19 protein-coding genes are annotated in these 18,207 nt (G+C 73.4%); 9 read left to right on the forward strand and 10 right to left on the reverse strand.

The genetic code is table 11. From position 1 onward, the window contains the following. Positions 1-86 precede the first annotated feature (86 nt). Positions 87-1,904 carry a S9 family peptidase gene (locus OHA81_RS15155; protein ID WP_329196350.1) on the forward strand — a complete coding sequence of 606 codons (1,818 nt, stop codon included), beginning with the start codon at positions 87-89 and terminating at the stop codon, positions 1,902-1,904. 42 nt (positions 1,905-1,946) lie between these two features. Beyond that, positions 1,947-2,744, forward strand: coding sequence for an SURF1 family protein (locus OHA81_RS15160; protein WP_329196352.1), 798 nt, complete (start codon positions 1,947-1,949; stop codon positions 2,742-2,744). On the opposite strand, the gene OHA81_RS15165 is transcribed toward OHA81_RS15160, so the two are convergent. The 7 genes from OHA81_RS15165 to OHA81_RS15195 all read right to left on the reverse strand — a co-directional run bounded on the left by OHA81_RS15165 (position 2,716) and on the right by OHA81_RS15195 (position 8,977). Further along, positions 2,716-3,801, reverse strand: a complete 1,086-nt coding sequence (locus tag OHA81_RS15165; protein WP_329196354.1) for a hypothetical protein — start codon at positions 3,799-3,801, stop codon at positions 2,716-2,718. The genes OHA81_RS15160 and OHA81_RS15165 overlap by 29 nt on opposite strands. Then, on the reverse strand, positions 3,798-4,643 hold the full coding sequence (locus OHA81_RS15170) for a SigE family RNA polymerase sigma factor (protein ID WP_443056550.1): 846 nt from the start codon (positions 4,641-4,643) through the stop codon (positions 3,798-3,800). The genes OHA81_RS15165 and OHA81_RS15170 overlap by 4 nt, the downstream gene beginning before the upstream one ends. A 169-nt stretch (positions 4,644-4,812) precedes the next feature. Next, on the reverse strand, positions 4,813-5,889 hold the full coding sequence (locus tag OHA81_RS15175) for an aspartate-semialdehyde dehydrogenase (protein WP_329196356.1): 1,077 nt from the start codon (positions 5,887-5,889) through the stop codon (positions 4,813-4,815). Beyond that, entirely contained in the window at positions 5,886-7,160 is a 1,275-nt protein-coding gene (locus tag OHA81_RS15180; RefSeq protein WP_136217624.1) for an aspartate kinase, read from the reverse strand. Before OHA81_RS15180 ends, OHA81_RS15175 begins: the two co-directional genes overlap by 4 nt. Positions 7,161-7,343: 183 nt before the next feature. Continuing rightward, positions 7,344-7,991, reverse strand: coding sequence for a DUF5063 domain-containing protein (locus OHA81_RS15185; protein ID WP_329196359.1), 648 nt, complete (start codon positions 7,989-7,991; stop codon positions 7,344-7,346). After that, positions 7,984-8,583, reverse strand: a complete 600-nt coding sequence (recR, locus tag OHA81_RS15190; RefSeq protein WP_329196361.1) for a recombination mediator RecR — start codon at positions 8,581-8,583, stop codon at positions 7,984-7,986. The genes OHA81_RS15185 and recR overlap by 8 nt, the downstream gene beginning before the upstream one ends. A 49-nt stretch (positions 8,584-8,632) precedes the next feature. After that, a complete protein-coding gene (locus OHA81_RS15195; RefSeq protein ID WP_329196363.1) occupies positions 8,633-8,977 on the reverse strand; it encodes a YbaB/EbfC family nucleoid-associated protein in 345 nt (114 codons plus the stop codon). 288 nt (positions 8,978-9,265) lie between these two features. Here OHA81_RS15195 and OHA81_RS15200 point away from each other — a divergent pair, with 288 nt between their 5' ends. Next, on the forward strand, positions 9,266-9,976 hold the full coding sequence (locus tag OHA81_RS15200; protein WP_443056766.1) for an SLATT domain-containing protein: 711 nt from the start codon (positions 9,266-9,268) through the stop codon (positions 9,974-9,976). A gap of 33 nt (positions 9,977-10,009) precedes the next feature. Here the strand turns inward: OHA81_RS15200 and OHA81_RS15205 are convergent, their stop codons facing one another. The 3 genes from OHA81_RS15205 to OHA81_RS15215 all read right to left on the reverse strand — a co-directional run bounded on the left by OHA81_RS15205 (position 10,010) and on the right by OHA81_RS15215 (position 13,107). After that, the gene (locus OHA81_RS15205) at positions 10,010-10,660 is read right to left on the reverse strand and encodes a hypothetical protein (RefSeq protein WP_329196367.1); all 651 of its coding nucleotides are present in this window, start codon (positions 10,658-10,660) and stop codon (positions 10,010-10,012) included. Positions 10,661-10,907: 247 nt separating this feature from the next. Next, positions 10,908-11,579: a GntR family transcriptional regulator gene (locus OHA81_RS15210; RefSeq protein WP_329196368.1), complete on the reverse strand. Its 672-nt coding sequence runs from the start codon at positions 11,577-11,579 to the stop codon at positions 10,908-10,910. A 175-nt stretch (positions 11,580-11,754) separates the two neighbouring features. Then, a complete protein-coding gene (locus OHA81_RS15215) occupies positions 11,755-13,107 on the reverse strand; it encodes an aspartate aminotransferase family protein (RefSeq protein ID WP_329196371.1) in 1,353 nt (450 codons plus the stop codon). Between the two features lie 195 nt (positions 13,108-13,302). On the opposite strand from OHA81_RS15215, the gene OHA81_RS15220 reads away from it, so the two are divergent. The 6 genes from OHA81_RS15220 (at position 13,303) to OHA81_RS15245 (ending at position 18,197) form a co-directional block, all read left to right on the forward strand. Beyond that, positions 13,303-13,944, forward strand: a complete 642-nt coding sequence (locus OHA81_RS15220; RefSeq protein WP_329196373.1) for a DJ-1/PfpI family protein — start codon at positions 13,303-13,305, stop codon at positions 13,942-13,944. A 55-nt stretch (positions 13,945-13,999) separates the two neighbouring features. Next, entirely contained in the window at positions 14,000-14,578 is a 579-nt protein-coding gene (locus tag OHA81_RS15225; protein WP_443056767.1) for a MarR family winged helix-turn-helix transcriptional regulator, read from the forward strand. A gap of 81 nt (positions 14,579-14,659) precedes the next feature. Beyond that, on the forward strand, positions 14,660-15,049 hold the full coding sequence (locus OHA81_RS15230) for a nuclear transport factor 2 family protein (RefSeq protein WP_329196376.1): 390 nt from the start codon (positions 14,660-14,662) through the stop codon (positions 15,047-15,049). 155 nt (positions 15,050-15,204) lie between these two features. Beyond that, entirely contained in the window at positions 15,205-15,822 is a 618-nt protein-coding gene (locus tag OHA81_RS15235) for a LysE family translocator (protein ID WP_329196378.1), read from the forward strand. Between the two features lie 205 nt (positions 15,823-16,027). Next, positions 16,028-17,002 carry an alpha/beta hydrolase gene (locus tag OHA81_RS15240; RefSeq protein WP_329196379.1) on the forward strand — a complete coding sequence of 325 codons (975 nt, stop codon included), beginning with the start codon at positions 16,028-16,030 and terminating at the stop codon, positions 17,000-17,002. Continuing rightward, positions 16,995-18,197 carry an acyltransferase family protein gene (locus OHA81_RS15245; protein ID WP_329196380.1) on the forward strand — a complete coding sequence of 401 codons (1,203 nt, stop codon included), beginning with the start codon at positions 16,995-16,997 and terminating at the stop codon, positions 18,195-18,197. Before OHA81_RS15240 ends, OHA81_RS15245 begins: the two co-directional genes overlap by 8 nt. The last annotated feature ends 10 nt before the right edge of the window (positions 18,198-18,207 follow it).

Consider the following 18,207-nt stretch of genomic DNA (forward strand, 5'->3'; position numbering starts at 1 on the left):
CGGCCGCACGCCCGGGTCCGCCGCCCTCGGCGGCCGCCCGTTCGGCGTACTCGGCACACCGGCGCCCGGTACGGCAAGGTGGGGCCATGACCAGCGACACCGATGTGACCTCCGCACCGTCCCCCGAGATGCCCGACTGGGAGAAGCGCTTCCGGGCCCCGCGCGTCGGGCTGCCCGAATGGGCCGAGGACGCCCCGGACCGCTCGCTCTTCGTCTCCAACGCGACCGGAACGTACGAGCTGTACGCGTGGGACCGCGCCACCGGCGCCCAGCGGCAGGCCACGGACCGCCCCAACGGCACCACCGACGGCACCCTCTCCCCCGACGGCGAGTGGATCTGGTGGTTCTCCGACACCGACGGCGACGAGTTCGGCACCTGGGTGCGCCAGCCCTTCGCGGGCGGACCCGACGAACCGGCGACCCCGGGCCTCGCGCCCTCCTACCCGGCCGGGCTGGCCATCGGCCGGGACGGCACGGCGGTCGTGGGCCGCTCCACCGACGAGGACGGCACGACCATCCACGTCGTACGGCCCGACGGCAGCGCCCCGGCCGTCATCTACCGCCACCGGGAGTCGGCGGGCGTCGGGGACCTTTCCCGGGACGGGACCCTGATCGCGATCGAGCACACCGAGCACGGCGACGCCATGCACTCGGCGCTGCGCGTGGTCACCCTCGACGGGAGCACCGTCGCCGAGCTCGACGACTCCCGGGACGGGACGGTGGAGCTCGGCCTGGAGGTGCTCGGCTTCGCGCCGGTCGCGGGAGACACCCGGCTGCTCGTCGGGCACCAGCGGCGCGGCCGCTGGGAGCCGATGATCTGGGACGTGGCCACCGGGTCCGAGCAGGACCTGGCGGTCGATCTGCCGGGCGACGTCAGCGCCGAGTGGTACCCGGACGGCACCGCGCTGCTGATCGAGCACGGCTTCGAGGCGCGCAGCGAACTCTGGCGCTACGACCTGGCCGCGCGCGAGCTCGTCAAGGTCGACACCCCGCCGGGCACCGTCTCCGGCGCGAGCGCCCGGCCCGACGGCACGGTCGAGTACCAGTGGTCCTCGGCCGCCGAACCGTCCGCGATCCGGTCCACGGCGGGCGGGGTCGTGCTCGATGCGCCCGGCTTCCGGCCCCCGGGTTCGGTCCCGGTGGAGGACGTGTGGGTCCAGGGCCCGGGCGGGCGCGTCCACGCGCTGGCGCAGCGGCCCGTCGGCCACGGCGAAGGCCCCTTCCCGACGGTCTTCGAGATCCACGGCGGGCCCACCTGGCACGACAGCGACGCCTTCGCCGCGACCCCGGCGGCCTGGCTGGACCACGGCTTCGCGGTCGTCCGCGTCAACTACCGCGGTTCGACCGGGTACGGGCGGGAGTGGACCGACGCCCTCAAGCACCGCGTCGGCCTGATCGAGCTGGAGGACATCGCGGCGGTCCGCGAGTGGGCCGTCGGCAGCGGTCTCGCCGACCCGCAGCGGCTCGTCCTGTCGGGCGGCTCCTGGGGCGGGTACCTGACGTTGCTGGGCCTGGGCACGCAGCCCGACGCCTGGGCGGTGGGCCTGGCCGCCGTGCCGGTCGCGGACTACGTGACGGCGTACCACGACGAGATGGAGGCGCTGAAGTCCCTGGACCGCACCCTCTTCGGCGGGACTCCCGAGGAGGTCCCGGAGCGGTTCGAGGCGTCCTCGCCGCTGACGTACGTGGACGCGGTGAAGGCTCCGGTCCACATCGCGGCGGGCGTGAACGACCCGCGCTGCCCGATCCGGCAGATCGACAATTACGTGGAGCGGCTCGCGGCGCGCGGAGCGGTGCACGAGGTGTACCGGTACGACGCGGGGCACGGATCGCTCGTGGTGGAGGAGCGGATCAAGCAGGTCCGGATGGATCTGGAGTTCGCCCTCAAGCACCTTCCCGCCTGACCCGGCACCGGTGACCCGGTGCACCCCCCGTACCGTGGTGGGGTGCACCGGTTTCTCCTGACCCCGCGCTGGTGGGGGATCAACGTCTTCGTCGCGCTCGCCATCCCCTTCTGCCTGTTCATGGGGACCTGGCAGCTCGGCCGCTTCGAGGACCGCGTCGGCGACCACCGGGAGGCCATCGGGAGGCAGACCGCCGACCGGGCCGCCGCGCCGCTGGACTCGCTGCTCCCGGTGGACAAGAAGACGTCCGGGAGGCTGGCGTCCACGGCCGGGGTGTACGGCGAGCAGCTGCTGGTCCCCGAGCGGGACCTCGACGGCAGGAGCGGCTTCTACGTGCTGGGCCTGCTGCGGACCGACTCCGGCAAGGTCCTCCCCGTGGTCCGGGGGTGGCTGCCGGGCGCGGCGGACCCGGCGAAGGCTCCGGCCGCGCCGGGTGGCCGGGTGGAGGTCACCGGCGCGCTCCAGGCGTCCGAGAACTCGGGTACGAAGGGCGTGCACGCCCAGGGCGGCCTGCCGGCCGGGCAGCTCGGGGTGATCGGCGCGGCGACGCTGGTGAACCTGGTGCAGGAGCCGCTGTACGACGCGTGGCTGACGGTGCAGACCTCGGTGGACGGGATGCTTCCGGTGCCCGCGAAGGCCCCGGACAACACCGGTCTCGACTTGAAGGCCTTCCAGAACCTCGGCTACACGGGCGAGTGGTTCGTCTTCGCCGCCTTCGTGCTGTTCATGTGGTTCCGCTTCTACCGGCGCGAGGTGGAGACCCTGCGCGACGCGCAGGCGGGCCTGGTGCCGCAGCAGCCGCGGCCGGCCGCTACCGCGTCGGCTGCGTCAGGGGAATGACCCCCGTCCGGTAGACCGTGCCCCCGCAGGCCGCCGGGATCGTCGCCTGGGTCGTCGGGGCGCCCGCCGCCGGGGTGTGCGACACCTCGACCCCGGTGGGGGCCGGGGCCGTGGTGCCGCCCAGCGGGTCGGCGGCCGCGGCCGGGCCGGTGGCGCCCGGCGCGCCGCTGCCGCCCTGTGCGGGCTTCGCCGACGGGTCGGCGGTACCCGCGGGACAGGAGCGGTCCGAGGGCACCCAGGCGAACCGGACCTCGTACGCCGCGTTCGGCTGGAGGACTACCGACCGGGACTCCGCGGACGGGTCGGGGAGCAGCGCGCTCGCCGGGTCACCCGCGGTGTGGCCGACCACGGTGACCGCCGGGCTCTTCGCGGGCGGCGGGGAGTCGGCCGCGGGGGCCGCCGTCACGGTGTCCGGGCCCGCGGCGAGGCAGCCCCGGTCCGAGACGTTGGTGACCTTGAAGCTGCCGTACACCGCACCGTCGGCGCCGGGGGCGCGGGCGCTGCCCAGCACGCCGAGCTGCCCGGCGGTGCACTCGGGGACGCCCCGTACCGCTCCGAGCGGGGGCAGCTGGGGGTTTTGGGTGCCGGGGGTGCCGGTCGAGGTACTGCCGGCCGTCGGGTCCGCGACCGTACCGCCCGAGGGGGAGCCGCTCGGGCGGGGGGCGGGGGCGGGGCCGGTGCCGCCCGGCTCGGGGTGCCCGCCGGCGGGGCCCGTGGACTTGGAGTAGGCCCCGGAGCCGTTCTGGTGCGGGTCGGAGGGACCGCCGGTCCTGCCTCCCCGCGGCTCGCCGTGTCCGGCCATGGCGGGGTGTCCGGCGGCGCTGCTGCTCGCGGTGCCGGTCATGCGCAGGGCCGTCGGCACGGCGGCCCCGGCGAGGAGTACGGCCGCGGCCGCGCCGACGAGGGCCCGGCGCTTGCGGGTCCGGCGGGCGGGGACCGCGTGGCGCAGCCGCTCCAGGGCGTGGTCGGAGGGCTCCAGGCCCTGCACGGCCCCGCTGAGCAGGTGGCGCAGCCGCTGCTCGTCCAGCGTCCGGGGCGTGGTGTGGTCGTCCTTCATGACTGCGCAGCCTCCATCGCCACCCGCAGCGCGGCAATGCCCCGCGAACCGTACGCCTTCACCGAGCCGAGCGACACGCCGAGCGTCTCGGCGACCTGGGCTTCGGTCATGTCCGCGAAGTACCGCAGCACCAGCACCTCGCGCTGCCGTCGCTGGAGCCCTCGCATCGCCTTGATCAGGTCGTCGCGCTCCAGCCGGTCGTACGCGCCCTCCTCCGCGCTCGCCATGTCCGGCATCGGCTTCGAGAGCAGTTTCAGGCCGAGGATGCGGCGCCGCAGCGCCGAGCGCGACAGGTTGACGACGGTCTGGCGGAGGTACGCCAGCGTCTTGTCGCGGTCCCGGACCCGGTTGCGGGCGGAGTGGACGCGGATGAAGGCCTCCTGGACCACGTCCTCGCAGGAGGCGGTGTCGTCCAGGAGCAGCGCGGCGAGCCCGAGGAGGGAACGGTAGTGGGCCTGGTAGGTCTGGGTGAGGTGGTCGACGGTGGTGCCGGCGACGACGGCCTTGTCGTAGGGGGGCTCGGCGGGCTCCCCGGCGGCCCGCGTGCTCCCGGCGGGTTCCCCGACGTTCCGCGTGCGCGCGGCGGGTTCCCCCACGGCCCGCGGGCCGTGGGTGGTTTCCGCGCTGTCGCGGGGCGCGGGGACGCGGCCGCCGCGGGTCGGCAGGGCCGCCGCCGGTACGCCGGTCGGCGGGACGGGAAGGATCACCGGGAACCCGCCCGACGCGGAAGCCGGGACGCGGCGGCGCGCCGGAGCGACGCGGGCCGGGACGACCGCCGCAGCGGTTCGTGCCGCAGCGGTTCGTGCCGGAGCGAGCGTGAAGTCGAGCAATGCCTCTGCCACGCCCGTTGGACGCACGCCGCCCCGTCGGGGTTGTACGCACCGGGCGGACCGGCCGGCCATGTCCCCGTTGCCCTCATGCGCACCTGATCTTCCCGTTCGCCCCGTTTATCCAGGCGGCAGTCGGGCCATCACCTTGATCGAGGGATCGCCACCGATCCTACAAAGTGAACTACGCGAATTCACCCGCGATCAGTTCCGCGATCTGGGTCGCGTTCAGCGCCGCTCCCTTGCGCAGATTGTCCGCACAGACGAAGAACTCCAGGGCACGGCTGTCGTCGAGCGACGCCCGCACCCGGCCCACCCAGGCCGGATCCGTCCCGGCCGCGTCCACCGGCGTGGGGAACTCCCCCGCCGCCGGATCGTCCACGAGGACCACGCCGGGCGCCGCCTCGAGCGTCTTGCGGGCCTGTCCGGCGTCCACTTCGCGGTCGAACCGGGCCCGTACGGTCAGCGAGTGCCCCTCCAGCACGGGAACCTGTACGCAGGTCACCGCGATCGGCAGCTCCGCCAGCTCCAGGATCCGCCGGGTCTGCGACCGCACCGCCAGCTCGTGCGAGGACCAGCCGCCCTCGCGCAGCTCCCCGGACCAGGGCACCACGTTCAGTGCGAGCGGGGCCGCGAAGGGGCCGGTGTCCTCGCCCACGACCCGCCGTACGTCCCCGGGCTGCTCCCCGAGGGAGGTCCCGGCGACCAGCGAGAGCTGGCGGCGCAGTGCCTCCGTACCGGCCCGGCCGGCCGCGCTCGCGGCCTGGTACGAGGACACGGCCAGGTCGGCCAGCCCGTAGTCGGCGTGCAGCGCGCCCAGGGCGGCGATCATGGTGGCGGTCACGCAGTCGGGGCCCGCGACGATGCCGCGCGGCCGGACCCGTACGGCGTGCCGGTTCACCTCGGGCACCACCACCGGCACCTCGGGGTCCTCCCGGAAGGCCGCCGACTGGTCCACGGCCACGGCTCCGCGCGCCGTCACGACGGGGGCCCATTGCGCGGACACCCCGGGCGGGGTCAGGAACAGCACCACGTCGCCCGCCCCGAGGCCGTCGAAGGCGTCCTCGTTGAGGGCGAGCACCTCGGTCTCCCGGCCGCGCACGGCCAGCACGCGGCCGGCGGAGCGCGGAGAGGCGATCAGGCGGATGTCACCCCAGACGTCGGCGCGCTGGGACAGTATCCGCAGGACGACGGAGCCGACCGCTCCGGTCGCCCCCACCACGGCGAGCGCCGGGGCCGGGGCGGACCGGGTGCCGGTCATCGTCCGGTGCCTCCGTAGACGACGGCCTCGTCGCTGTCGGAGTCCAGGCCGAAGGCCGTGTGCACGGCGCGGACTGCCTCGTTGACGTCGTCCTGGCGGGTCACGACCGAGATGCGGATCTCGGAGGTCGAGATCAGCTCGATGTTGACGCCCGCGTCGGACAGCGCCTGGAAGAACGAGGCGGTGACGCCGGGGTTCGTCTTCATGCCGGCGCCGACCAGGGAGATCTTGCCGATCTGGTCGTCGTAGCGCAGCGAGTCGAAGCCGATCGCGCCCTTCGCCTTCTCCAGGGCCTCGATGGCCTTGTGGCCCTCGGCCTTGGGGAGGGTGAAGGAGATGTCCGTCAGCCCGGTCGAGGCGGCCGACACGTTCTGGACGATCATGTCGATGTTGATCTCGGCGTCCGCGATCGCGCGGAAGATCGCCGCGGCCTCGCCCGGCTTGTCCGGGACGCCGACGACCGTGATCTTGGCTTCGGAGACGTCGTGCGCGACTCCGGAGATGATGGCGTGCTCCACCGGCTCGTCCCCTTGCGGATTCTCGTTGCTGACCCAGGTGCCCGGCAGTCCGGAGAAGGACGAACGGACGTGGATCGGGATGTTGTAGCGGCGTGCGTACTCGACGCAGCGGTGCAGCAGCACCTTGGAGCCGGAGGCCGCGAGCTCCAGCATGTCCTCGGAGGAGATCCAGTCGATCTTCCGGGCCTTCTTCACGACGCGGGGGTCCGCGGTGAAGACGCCGTCGACATCGGTGTAGATCTCGCAGACCTCGGCGTCCAGCGCCGCCGCCAGCGCGACGGCGGTGGTGTCCGAGCCGCCGCGGCCGAGCGTGGTGATGTCCTTGCTGTCGGCCGACACTCCCTGGAAACCGGCGACGATGGCGATGTTGCCCTCGTCCAGCGCGGTGCGGATGCGGCCCGGCGTGACATCGATGATGCGCGCTTTGTTGTGGACGGAGTCGGTGATGACACCTGCCTGGCTGCCGGTGAACGACTGGGCCTCGTGGCCCAGGTTTTTGATCGCCATGGCCAGCAGGGCCATGGAGATCCGCTCTCCCGCGGTCAGCAGCATGTCGAACTCACGACCGGCAGGCATCGGGGATACCTGCTCGGCGAGATCGATCAGCTCGTCCGTCGTGTCGCCCATCGCGGATACCACAACGACCACCTGGTGGCCGTTCTTCTTGGCATCCACGATCCGCTTGGCGACGCGCTTGATGCCCTCGGCATCGGCTACGGAGGAGCCTCCGTACTTCTGCACGACAAGGCCCACGTGCGCTCCTCGCTCAATCCAGTACTGCGGTCAGTGACGCAGTCTAACGAGCGCCCGGAATCCGACCGGCACGTACCACATCATGAGATGTTGCGTTCATCCCAGAATCACCTGCCGGCACGTCCGCGTACGCCTGCCGTGCACGTCCCCGGCCGCCTGCCGGCACGACCCCGCCCGCCCCGGCTACGCGCGGCCGATGCCGCCCAGTTCCTGCGCCATGACCTCGCCCGCCTGCTCCGCGAGGTCGTCCTCGGCCAGGTCCTCGTCCGTGTCCAGGCCGTCGAGGGCGTCCAGCGGCTGGTCGAGGCGCACGTGGGCCACCAGCGACTGGAGCGCGCGCAAGGTGGCCGAGGCCGTCGAGCCCCAGTTGGAGAAGTAGGAGAACTGCCACCACCACAGCGCCTCGGTGGTCCGGCCCGCCCGGTAGTGCGCGAGCCCGTGCCGCAGGTCGGCGACGACGTCGGCGAGGTCGTCGGAGATCCGGTGCGCGACCGGCGCCTTCCGCGGCTCGTAGGGGTCGAAGACCTCCGAGTACACGTCGACGGGGTCGAGCATGTAAGCGAACCGCTCGCGCAGCTCGTCCACATCCGGCTCCGGTCCCAGGTCCGGCTCGTAGCGCTCGTCCGGCAGGACGTCCTGGTAGGCGCCCAGCCGACCGCCCGCCAGCAGCAGCTGCGAAACCTCCAGCAGGAGGAAGGGCACCGCGCTGTCCGGGTCCTCGCCCTTGGCCACCTCGGTGACCGCGACGATGAAGGACTCGATCTGGTCCGCGATCTGGACGGCGAAGTCGTCCGGATCCTGGCCGATCGCGTGCAGCGTTGCGTCAGACATCGAGAAGTCGCCTTCCTTCAAAGGCCCGCCCGAGCGTGACCTCGTCCGCGTACTCCAGATCTCCCCCGACGGGGAGTCCGCTGGCCAGGCGGGTGACTTTCAGGCCCATCGGCTTGATCATGCGGGCGAGGTAGGTGGCGGTCGCCTCGCCCTCCAGGTTCGGGTCGGTGGCGAGGATCAGCTCGGTGACCGTGCCGTCCGCGAGGCGCGCCAGCAGCTCACGGATGCGCAGATCGTCCGGGCCGACGCCCTCGATCGGGCTGATCGCGCCGCCGAGGACGTGGTACTTCCCCCGGAACTCGCGCGTCCGCTCGATCGCGACCACGTCCTTGGGCTCCTCCACGACACAGACGACCGTCGGGTCGCGGCGCGGGTCGCGGCAGATCCCGCACCGCTCCTCCTGCGCCACGTTCCCGCACACCGCGCAGAACCGGACCTTGTCCTTCACTTCGAGCAGCGCGTGCGCGAGGCGGCGGACGTCGGTGGGCTCGGTCTGCAGGATGTGGAAGGCGATCCGCTGCGCGCTCTTGGGCCCGACGCCGGGCAGCCTGCCCAGTTCGTCGATCAGGTCCTGGACCACGCCTTCGTACAACGGACTGCCTTCTTTCGGGTTTCAGATGTGGGGTGCCGGGGGGCGTCGGCTAGAACGGGAGGCCGGGAATCCCGCTGCCGCCGCCGAAGCCCTGGGCCAGGGGGCCCAGCTTCTCCTGCTGGAGCGCCTGCGCGTTCTCGTTGGCGGCCTGGACCGCCGCGACCACCAGGTCGGCGAGGGTCTCGGTGTCCTCGGGGTCCACGGCCCTGGGGTCGATCACGAGGGCGCGCAGCTCACCGGAACCGGTGACGGTCGCCTTGACCAGGCCGCCGCCGGCCTGGCCCTCGACCTCGGCCTGCGCAAGTGCCTCCTGGGCCGCGGCGAGGTCCTGCTGCATCTTCTGGGCCTGCTGGAGCAGCTGCTGCATGTCGGGCTGGCCACCACCGGGAATCACAGGGCACTCACTCCATCACTGCGGAAACAACGGATACTTCTCAACGCTTGGTCAATCCGAGCCTACGTGGTCCCCGCGCGCAGCGCCCTACGCCGTGAGGACCAACTCTTTCGAGTGAGAGAGCGGGGGTGCGCGCACCTGCTGGAGCCCTCCTTGCGAGCGGAAATCGCGGGATTCGTCGTCCATCGCGCGTCATTCGAAGGTAGGAAGTGCATGCGCACCATTGCGCACACGCGCACCACCACACGTCAGCGCAGGCAGAGGGAGTGCCGGGTGAGTCAGCCGGAGATGCAGCCCGAGGGGCCACCCCGGGATCCCGCAGAGGACGGCGACCTGACCGGCCGGCCGTTTCCTCTCGGGGACTGGGGCGAGCCCGCCGAGCGGCTCGACGAGCTCTACCGGCGGGTCGAGGCCGACGCCCTGCGCACCGCGGAGTGGTACCTGGCCGACCGGGCGTGGAAGCGGCGCGGGGCGCGCACGCTGCGGGTGGGGGCGGCGGCCGGCGCCGTCGTGGGTGCCTCGATGCCGCTGCTGGAGCTGACGGGCTCCGCCCCGGGGGCAGCCTCGTACGGCTACCTGTGCCTGCTGCTCGGCGCGGCCTGCCTGGCCTGCGACCGGTTCTTCGGGCTGACCTCCGGGTGGATGCGGGACGTGGCCACGGCGCAGGCGGTGCAGCGCCGGCTCCAGACCCTCCAGTTCGACTGGGCCTCGGAGAACGTGCGGGAGGTGCTGGGCCCGACCGAGGGCACGGCGAGCGAGGCGGCGGAGCGCTGCCTGACCGTCCTGCGGCGGTTCTCGGAGGACATCACGGAGCTCGTGCGCTCCGAGACGGCGGACTGGATGGTCGAGTTCCGGGCCGGACCGGCCCCGCTGGTCATGCAGTCCCTGGGCTCTGCGGCCTCCCGGCCGGACCCGGGCGTCCCCCCGGCACGCTTCGCCCTCCCGCCGGGCACCCGCCCGAACATGCCGCGCCAGCGGCCCCCGGAGCAGCCCCGCTGAGACCGGACCGGGGGCGCGGCGCGGTCGGTGCACTCAGCTGAAAATGATCATCGACCCCTGGCCGAGGCTGCGGGTCGCCGCCGCGTGCAGTCCGAGCCACACGTGCCGCTCCCGCGCGAAGGGGCTGTCGTCGTACGGGATCGGCCCCGCCGGCTCCTCCAGCGAGGTCGGACGGCCCGGCGGCGCGGGGGCGGCCGGCGGATTGCCCGGGTCTATCCCGATCGCGGGCGCCACGAAGGCCAGCTCCCGCAGCAGCCCCTGCGCGGAGCCCAGCGGCCCGCCCCCCGCCAGCAGCTCCTCGTTGGCCAGCGGAACGGGGAAGTCCACCGGGACGTAGGCCCCCGCGTGGTCGTAGTGCCATACGAGGTGCGACTGCTGGGCCGTGGACTCGAACATCTCCAGCAGCTGCTCGTAGTCACCGCCCAGCTCGTCCACCGGCGTCACCGGCAGCCCGCAGATCTGGAGCAGGTACGCCCGGCGCAGGAAGTGCAGGGCGTCGTAGTCGAAGCCGGCCACCGGAGCGACGTCGCCGCTCAGGCCCGGCATGTAGGCGAACACCGGGACGGACGGCAGGCCCGCCTCGCCCAGCGCCTTGTCGTACGAGGCGATCTCTTCCGCGAAGGGGTTGTCGGGGCTGTGGCACAGCACGTCGACAAGGGGGACCAGCCACAGGTCACAGGCCACGCGGGCTCCGATCAGTCGTTGCCGCCGATCGGGCCAGCGTAATGCGCCGGACACGCTCCGCGAAGGGGTCGGCGGACACCGGCCCGCGGACGGCGGCCGACCCGGCCGGTGACGGCCGGTCATCAGGACAGCGGGCCGTGGCTGGACGACTGCTACCGGGCCGTGGCGGGGCGGTAGCCGCCGGACCACGCGCCGTGGCGGGGCGGTCGGCCGTCGCCACAGGCCGTGGCGGGACGGTCGGGCGTCGCTAGAGGCCGGCGGCCCAGTCCAGGCCGTGCTGGTTGTACGCGTGCACGATGCGGCGCACCTCCCCGGCGTCCGCCCGCGTCACCGCGTCCACCAGCTCGCCGTGGCCGTCCCACAGCGCCCGCCGCATCTCCGCCGCCGTCGCCTTCTGGAGGTGGGGCACGGAGAAGACCCAGCACTGGATCCGGATCCGGTGCAGGAACTCGGAGATGTACGTGTTCCCGACCAGCCCGCTCAGCTCCCGCCAGAACCGCAGGTCGTAGCCGATCAGCACTTCGAGGGAACCGCTCTGCGCGGCCCGCCGCGCCTCCTCGGCCCGGCGCCGCACGGAGACCAGCAGCTCGCCCGACCCGATCGCCGTGCCGCGTTCGACGAGCCGGCGGAAGATCCCGTCCACGACCAGGATGCGGGCTTCCACCATGCCCCGGTAGTCCTCGACGCTGTAGGTGCGCACCCGGAACCCGCGGTGCTGCACCGACTCCAGGAGGCCCTGGGCGGAGAGGTCCACCAGCGCCTCGCGCACGGGGGTCGCGGACACCTCGTACGTCTCGGCGATCTGCTTGACCGTGAACTCGGTGCCGGGAGGCAGGCGCGCCGCGAGCACCTCGTCGCGCAGTGCGTCCGCTATCTGCCGGCGGAGTGTGTTGCGGGTGACAGCTCCGCTGCCTGGCATAGGGGCCCGTCTCCTCGGTAGGACTTCGGACACCTTAGGCCAGCCGATCCGGCCGAAACCGATCGGTACACAGGAATTAAACAGACATAGCGCCCGATATTCGGGCGCTATGTCGCGTGGGATGCCGCCTGGGATGCCGCGTGTGCTGTCGCTCGCGGGAGGGGACCTGCGGTCGTCAGCCGGCCGTGGTGTGGCGGTCGGCCACGTCGAGCGCCGCGTCCAGCAGGGCCAGGCCCTCCTTGGCCTCCGCCTCCGTGACGGTGCAGGGCGGGACCACGTGGGTCCGGTTCATGTTGACGAAGGGCCACAGGCCGGAGGCCTTGCAGGCGGCCGCGAACTCGGCCATCGGCCCGTTGTCGGCGCCGGCCGCGTTGTACGGGACGAGCGGCTCGCGCGTCTCCCCGTCCCGTACGAGTTCGACGGCCCAGAAGGCACCGAGGCCCCGGACCTCCCCGACCGACGGGTGCCGCTCGGCGATCGCAGCGAGGCCGGGGCCGATCACGTCCTCCCCGATGCGGGCGGCGTTCTCGACGATGCCCTCCTCCTCCATCGCGTTGATCGTCGCGACGGCGGCGGCGCAGGCGAGGGGGTGGCCGGAGTACGTCAGTCCGCCCGGGTAGGGGCGGGTGGCGAACGTCTCGGCGATCGCGCCGGAGATGGCGACGCCGCCGAGCGGGACGTAGCCGCTGTTGACGCCCTTGGCGAAGGTGATCAGGTCGGGGGTGACGTCCCAGTGCTCGGCCGCGAACCACTTGCCGGTCCTGCCGAACCCGGACATGACCTCGTCCAGGATGAAGACGATGCCGTACCGGTCGCACAGCTCGCGGACGCCGGCGAGGTAGCCGGGCGGCGGGGTCATGATGCCGGCCGTGCCCGGCACGGTCTCCAGGATGATCGCCGCGATGGTCGCCGGCCCCTCGAAGGCGATGGTGTCGGCGAGGTGGGTGAGGGCGCGGGCGCACTCCTCGGCCTCGGTGGTCGCGTGGAAGGGCGAGCGGTAGAGGAAGGGTCCCCAGAAGTGCACGACACCGGCGGCGGCCGTGTCGGAGGGCCAGCGGCGCGGGTCGCCGGTGAGGTTGATCGCGGCGGCGGTGGCGCCGTGGTACGAGCGGTAGGTGGAGAGCACCTTCTGGCGGCCGGTGTGCAGCCGGGCCATCCGTACGGCGTTCTCCACGGCCTCGGCGCCGCCGTTGGTGAAGAAGACCTTGTCGAGGTCGCCGGGGGTCCGCTCGGCGATGAGGCGTGCGGCCTCGGAGCGGACGTCGACGGCGAAGCCGGGGGCGAGGGTGCAGAGCCGGGCGGCCTGCTCCTGGATCGCGGCGACGACCTTGGGGTGCTGGTGACCGATGTTGGTGTTGACCAGCTGGGAGGCGAAGTCGAGGAAGCGGTTCCCGTCGTAGTCCCAGAAGTACGACCCCTCGGCACCGGCGATGGCCAGGGGATCGATCAGGGCCTGGGCGGACCATGAGTGGAAGACGTGGGCGCGATCGGCGGCCTTGACCGCCGCGCCGGTGACATGAGGGGTCATGCGGTCACGCTAGGAGGGCCCGGGCCCGGAGGTACATCGGCGGACTGTATGCGGGTGGGGGCCCGCCCTCGGCAGTCTGTATGCGATCGGGCCGAAGACTTGGCAGCTTCCTGCCAAGATGACAGCATGTTGTCATAGCGGGCCGAGTCCTTCCGGGCGGGGCCCGGGACCTGCCCCCACGAGGAGGCGAGCACCATGAGCGACACCGCGCGGGAACCGTCCCGCAAGCCGGTCCACCTCGCCGTCTACGACACGTACGCGGACTGGGAGACCGGCCACACCACGGCGCACCTCACCCGGCGCGGCCACCGGGTCCGCACGGTCGCCTTCGCCGCCGAAGAGCCCGTCACCACGATGGGCGGCGTCCGGATCCGGCCCGACCTCGCCCTGGCCGGGCTGCGCCCCGAGGACTCGTCCCTGCTGATCCTCACCGGCGCCGCGCTCTGGGACACCGGGGACACGCTGGCGCCGTTCGCGGCGAAGGCCCGCGAGTTCCTGGCGGCGGGGGTGCCCGTGGCCGCGATCTGCGGCGCGACGGCCGGCCTCGCCCGCGAGGGCCTGCTGGACGGGCGCCGGCACACGAGCGCCGCCGCCCCGTACCTGGCGGCGCAGCCCGGATACGCGGGCGGCCCCGACTACGTCGAGACGGACGCGGTCACGGACGGCGACCTCATCACGGCGGGGCCGACGGAGCCGGTGGCGTTCGCCCGCGAGGTGTTCGCCCGGCTGGGCGTGTACGAGCCGGTCGTCCTGGACGCCTGGTACCGCCTCTTCCACGACTCGGACGCCACCGCGTACCCGGTGCTGGCGGCCGCGACGGACTCTGACGATGCCTGAGGCGGGGCAGGCGGCGACGCCCGGGGCGGTGACGGAGGCGGGGCCCGGGGCGGTGATGGCCGAGGCGGTGACGGAGGCGGTGACGGAAGCGGGGCTCGCGGCGGAGACGGGGCATGGGGCGGTGACGGAAGCGGGGCTCGCGGCCGGGCAGGCTCCGGAGCCGTCGGCGCGGGCGCGCCAGGACCTGCTGAGCCGTACCGCCCTCGGCGTCTTCCGGCTGAACGGCCAGTTCCTCGCCGTCTCCGAGGAGCTGGCCCGCCCGGCCGGGCTGACGGCGGCGCGCTGGCAGGTGCTGGGCGCGGTGCTCCGCGAACCCCTGTCGGTCGCGGGCATCGCGCGCGTCATGGGCATCACCCGCCAGAGCGTCCAGCGCATCGCCGACCTGCTGGCCGCGAACGGTCTCGCCGAGTACGTACCGAACCCCGCCCACCGGCGCGCCAAGCTCCTGCGGCCCACGGAGGAGGGGCGCGCGGCGATCGCCCGCATCGCTCCCGGGCATGCGGCGCTGGCACACCGGCTGGCCGCGGAACTGGGCGAGGAGGCCTTCGCGGAGACGGTCCGGACCCTGGAAAGGCTGTCCTGCGCCCTCGGCGCGCTGGCGGACCCGTCTTCGGCGGAGCCCCGGGAAGGGTAGGGCCGCACCGATTGTGTCGAAGTCAATAAGCCTGCGGGCAAAGCTTGTTGCGTCCCGTGACCGCGTCGCAGACTGCCGCACATGGAGCCGTTGGACGTAGTGGCACGACTGTGGGAGCGGATCGAGGCGCGCGACTGGGACGGCGTCGCCAAGCTGGTCGCCGAGGACGCCGTGATCGAGTGGCCGGTCAGCGGTGAGCGGATCGTGGGCCGGGCCAACTTCGTCGCCGTCCTCGCCGAGGACGACGACGTGGACGAGGTGCCCGTGGAGGTGCTGCGGATACTCGCCGACGGGGACCTCGTCGTCACGGAGGTGGAGGTACCCCAGGAGCACGTGGTCTACCGGGCCGTCTCGCTGTGGACGGTGCGGGACGGGGTGGTCGTCGGAGCCAGGGAGTACTGGACCAGCCCGGGCCAGGACCCGGCGCCCCGCTGGCGGGCGGGGTACGTCGAGCCGTTGGCGGCGGACTGAGCCGCGTCGCGGTCGCGGTCGGGGGTTGTGGTCGCGGCGGGGTTGCGGTCGCGGTCGGGGGTCGCGGTTGCCCTGAGCCGCCGGTCGTGGACCGGGTCGGCCGGGGCGCGGTCGCCCCGAGCCGCGGTCGAGGTGCGGCTGCCAGACTGGGCCGCGTGTACACCCACCTCCTCGCCGCGACGGGCGTGCTGACCTTGCTGACCCTGGTTCCGGGGCCGGACATGGCGATCGTGACGAAGCGGGCCGTCTCGCGCGGCCGCGCCGACGGGCTGCGCACGGTCGGCGGGATCTGCGTCGGTCTGCTCCTCTGGGGCGCCCTCACCGTCGCCGGACTCGCGGCCCTGCTCGCCGCGTCCGCCGAGGTGTACCTGGTGGTCAAGCTCGCGGGTGCCGGCTACCTCTGCTTCCTCGGCGTCCAGTCGCTGCGTCACGCCGGCGCCGAGCCGGCCGTACGGGGCGAACGGGCGGAACGGCGCGGGACGAGCGCCTGGCGCACCGGCCTGGTCAGCAACGCGCTGAACCCGAAGATCGCCGTCTTCTACACGGGCCTGCTCCCCACCCTCGCCCCGGCCGGTCTGCGCCCGGCGGTGGGCATGGCGCTGCTCGTGGCGGTCCACGTACTGCTGACGCTGCTCTGGCTGGGCACGTACGTCCACGTCCTCTCCCGCGCCCGGCTCCTCTTCACCCGCCCGCGCGTCCGCCGCGCCCTGGACCGGGTGACGGGCACGGTCCTGATCGCCTTCGGCGTCCGGGTGGCGACGGCGGCCTCCTGAACGCCCGTGGGCCTGACGCTTCGTCAACCGCGGGCTGTCGCACCTGCGTCCGCCGATGGCGCGCGGTGGCTCGGAAGTAGGGGGCGTGATACCTGAGAGCTACCAGCGAAGGCCGCTCCTCAGCGGGACGCCGACGAGGGGGGCTGATCCATAACTTCGGAACCAGAGAAGAGCGCAACGCTCTCCCGGACCGAAGGGCCCCCTCATGAACGCCACTGGCAGCCGCCTGCGCCGCACCCTGCTGGCCGGCCTCATCGCGGCGGCCGTGGTGCTCCCCCTCTCCGCCGCCGCGTCCCCCGACGTACCGGCGCCCAGGCCCGTCGCCTTCGCCGGTACGGCCACCCCGGAGAGCCGGTACGCCGCGAACCTCGGCAACATCGCCGAGGCGGCCCGGATGGCGCGGGACGCGGGCCGTACCGGCCGGGCCGTGAAGTTGCAGGCCATGGCGCGGGGGTCGGGCGGCTCCGGCCCCCATTTCCTCGCCTTCGACGGCCGGGGCGGGGGCCGGGCCGTGGAGGTGTTCGGCGATCTGGAGGGTGCTGACCGGGTCACCGTTCTTGTGCCGGGGTCCGACACCACGCTGGACACCTACCAGAGGTTCCGTGCCGGGGCGGTCGCCCTTGAGCAGCGCCTCCAGGCCGAGCACCCGAACTCCGCCGTGGTCGCCTGGCTCGGGTACGACACCCCCGGCACGGTCAGCACCACCGTCCTGACGACCGCCCGCGCCGACGCCGCGGCCGCCGAACTGGGCCCGTTGCTGGCCGGCTTGGAAGCCCGCACCCGCCCCGACACCCGGATCTCGCTGCTCTGCCACTCCTACGGTTCGGTGGTCTGCGCCCGTACGGGTACCGGCCCCAAGGTGACCGACCTGGTGCTCTACGGGAGTCCTGGGACCGGGGCCGGCTCCGTCTCCGAGCTGCCCACCCGGGCCCAGGTGTGGGCCGGGCGGGGAAGCGATGACTGGATCGGCAACGTCCCACACGTACGGCTCGGCGGTGTCGGGTTCGGCACCGATCCTGTCGATCCGGCCTTCGGCGCACGGGTCTTCGCCGCCGGCCGGGTCGGCCACAGCGACTACCTGGGGCCCGGCACCGCGTCCCTCGACGCCCTGGCCCGCATCGTCATCGGGCCTGCCGCCACCGCCGCTCCCGCCGCCACGCCGGAGGTCCCTCATGCGTAGTGCCCACGCCCGTTGGTCCCGGCTCGCGGACCGTGTCGATGCCGGGACTCCGGCCTCCAGGGACCGCTGCGTGGACGCGTTGCGGGCCCTGGCCATCCTCGGCGTGGTGCTGGGCCACTGGCTCGTCACCGCGCTGACCACGGCCGAGGGCGGCCTGAGCAGCACGAGCCCGCTGGCGCGCATGCCCTGGCTGGCCCCGGTCTCCTGGGTGTTCCAGACGCTGGCGGTGTTCTTCCTGGTCGGCGGCCATGTCGCCGCCCAGGGGTACGCCTCGGCCCGGGCGCGCGGAGTTCCGTACCGCATCTGGGTCGGGCAGCGGCTGGGCCGGCTGTTCCGGCCGGTGGCGGCGGTGCTCACGCTGTGGGGCGTCGCCTCCGCCGGGATGCTGCTGGGCGGGGTGGCACCGGACACCCTCCACACCCTGCTCAGGCTCGTCCTTTCCCCGCTGTGGTTCCTGCTCGTGTTCGCCGTGCTGACCGCCGCGACGCCGCTGGTGGCTCGGCTCCACCCCGCGGTGCCGCTGGCCGTGGTCGCGGGCGTGGATGTCTGGCGATTCGGCTTCGGGGGCCCGGGTTGGGTCGGCTGGGGCAATGTCGCCGCCGGCTGGCTCGTCCCCTTCACTCTGGGCGCGGCCTGGTCCCGCGGCGCGTTCGCCCGCCGCGGATCGGCGGTGGCGCTGCTCGTGGCGGGTGCCGTCGCCACCGCCTCGCTCGTCCTGTGGGGCGGCTATCCCGCGTCGATGGTGGGTGTTCCGGGCGCAGCGGTCTCCAACCTGAACCCGCCCACCCTCGCCGCCGTGAGCTTCGGCCTGGCCCAGTGCGGGCTGGCCCTGCTGCTCCGTGAACCGCTCGCCCGCGCCGTGCGAAGGCCCAGGACCTGGGCGAAGGTGGCACTGCTGAACCTGTCCGCGATGACCGTCTTCCTCTGGCACCAGACCGCGATGATGGCCGTCACCGCCCTCGGGCTCCTCGTTTCACCGGACTTGCCCGGGCTGCACACCGTGCCCGGCTCCCCGGGCTGGATAGCGTGCCGGCTGCTGTGGCTGCCGCTGTTCGCCGCCGCGCTCGCCGTCTGCTGGGCTACGTTCCACACGCACGAGCAGGGCGCGTCCCGGCGCCGTGACCCCGCCGTCCGAGCCTCGCCTGTGCCCCGTGACCACCGAGGGGCTCCGGCCATGGAGGTCACCCGTGCCTAGGCTGACCGGT

The sequence above is a fragment of the Streptomyces sp. NBC_00667 genome (assembly GCF_036226825.1).
Taxonomy (GTDB): Bacteria; Actinomycetota; Actinomycetes; order Streptomycetales; family Streptomycetaceae; genus Streptomyces.

Coding starts and splice junctions, on each gene's coding strand:
- OHA81_RS15245 (WP_329196380.1), top strand. CDS start 16,995: ATGCGTAGTGCCCACGCCCGTTGGTCCCGGCTCGCGGACCGTGTCGAT.
- OHA81_RS15220 (WP_329196373.1), top strand. CDS start 13,303: ATGAGCGACACCGCGCGGGAACCGTCCCGCAAGCCGGTCCACCTCGCC.
- OHA81_RS15210 (WP_329196368.1), bottom strand. CDS start 11,579: ATGCCAGGCAGCGGAGCTGTCACCCGCAACACACTCCGCCGGCAGATA.
- OHA81_RS15215 (WP_329196371.1), bottom strand. CDS start 13,107: ATGACCCCTCATGTCACCGGCGCGGCGGTCAAGGCCGCCGATCGCGCC.
- OHA81_RS15155 (WP_329196350.1), top strand. CDS start 87: ATGACCAGCGACACCGATGTGACCTCCGCACCGTCCCCCGAGATGCCC.
- OHA81_RS15185 (WP_329196359.1), bottom strand. CDS start 7,991: ATGTCTGACGCAACGCTGCACGCGATCGGCCAGGATCCGGACGACTTC.
- OHA81_RS15175 (WP_329196356.1), bottom strand. CDS start 5,889: ATGACCGGCACCCGGTCCGCCCCGGCCCCGGCGCTCGCCGTGGTGGGG.
- OHA81_RS15230 (WP_329196376.1), top strand. CDS start 14,660: ATGGAGCCGTTGGACGTAGTGGCACGACTGTGGGAGCGGATCGAGGCG.
- OHA81_RS15165 (WP_329196354.1), bottom strand. CDS start 3,801: ATGAAGGACGACCACACCACGCCCCGGACGCTGGACGAGCAGCGGCTG.
- OHA81_RS15225 (WP_443056767.1), top strand. CDS start 14,000: ATGGCCGAGGCGGTGACGGAGGCGGTGACGGAAGCGGGGCTCGCGGCG.
- OHA81_RS15200 (WP_443056766.1), top strand. CDS start 9,266: ATGCAGCCCGAGGGGCCACCCCGGGATCCCGCAGAGGACGGCGACCTG.
- OHA81_RS15240 (WP_329196379.1), top strand. CDS start 16,028: ATGAACGCCACTGGCAGCCGCCTGCGCCGCACCCTGCTGGCCGGCCTC.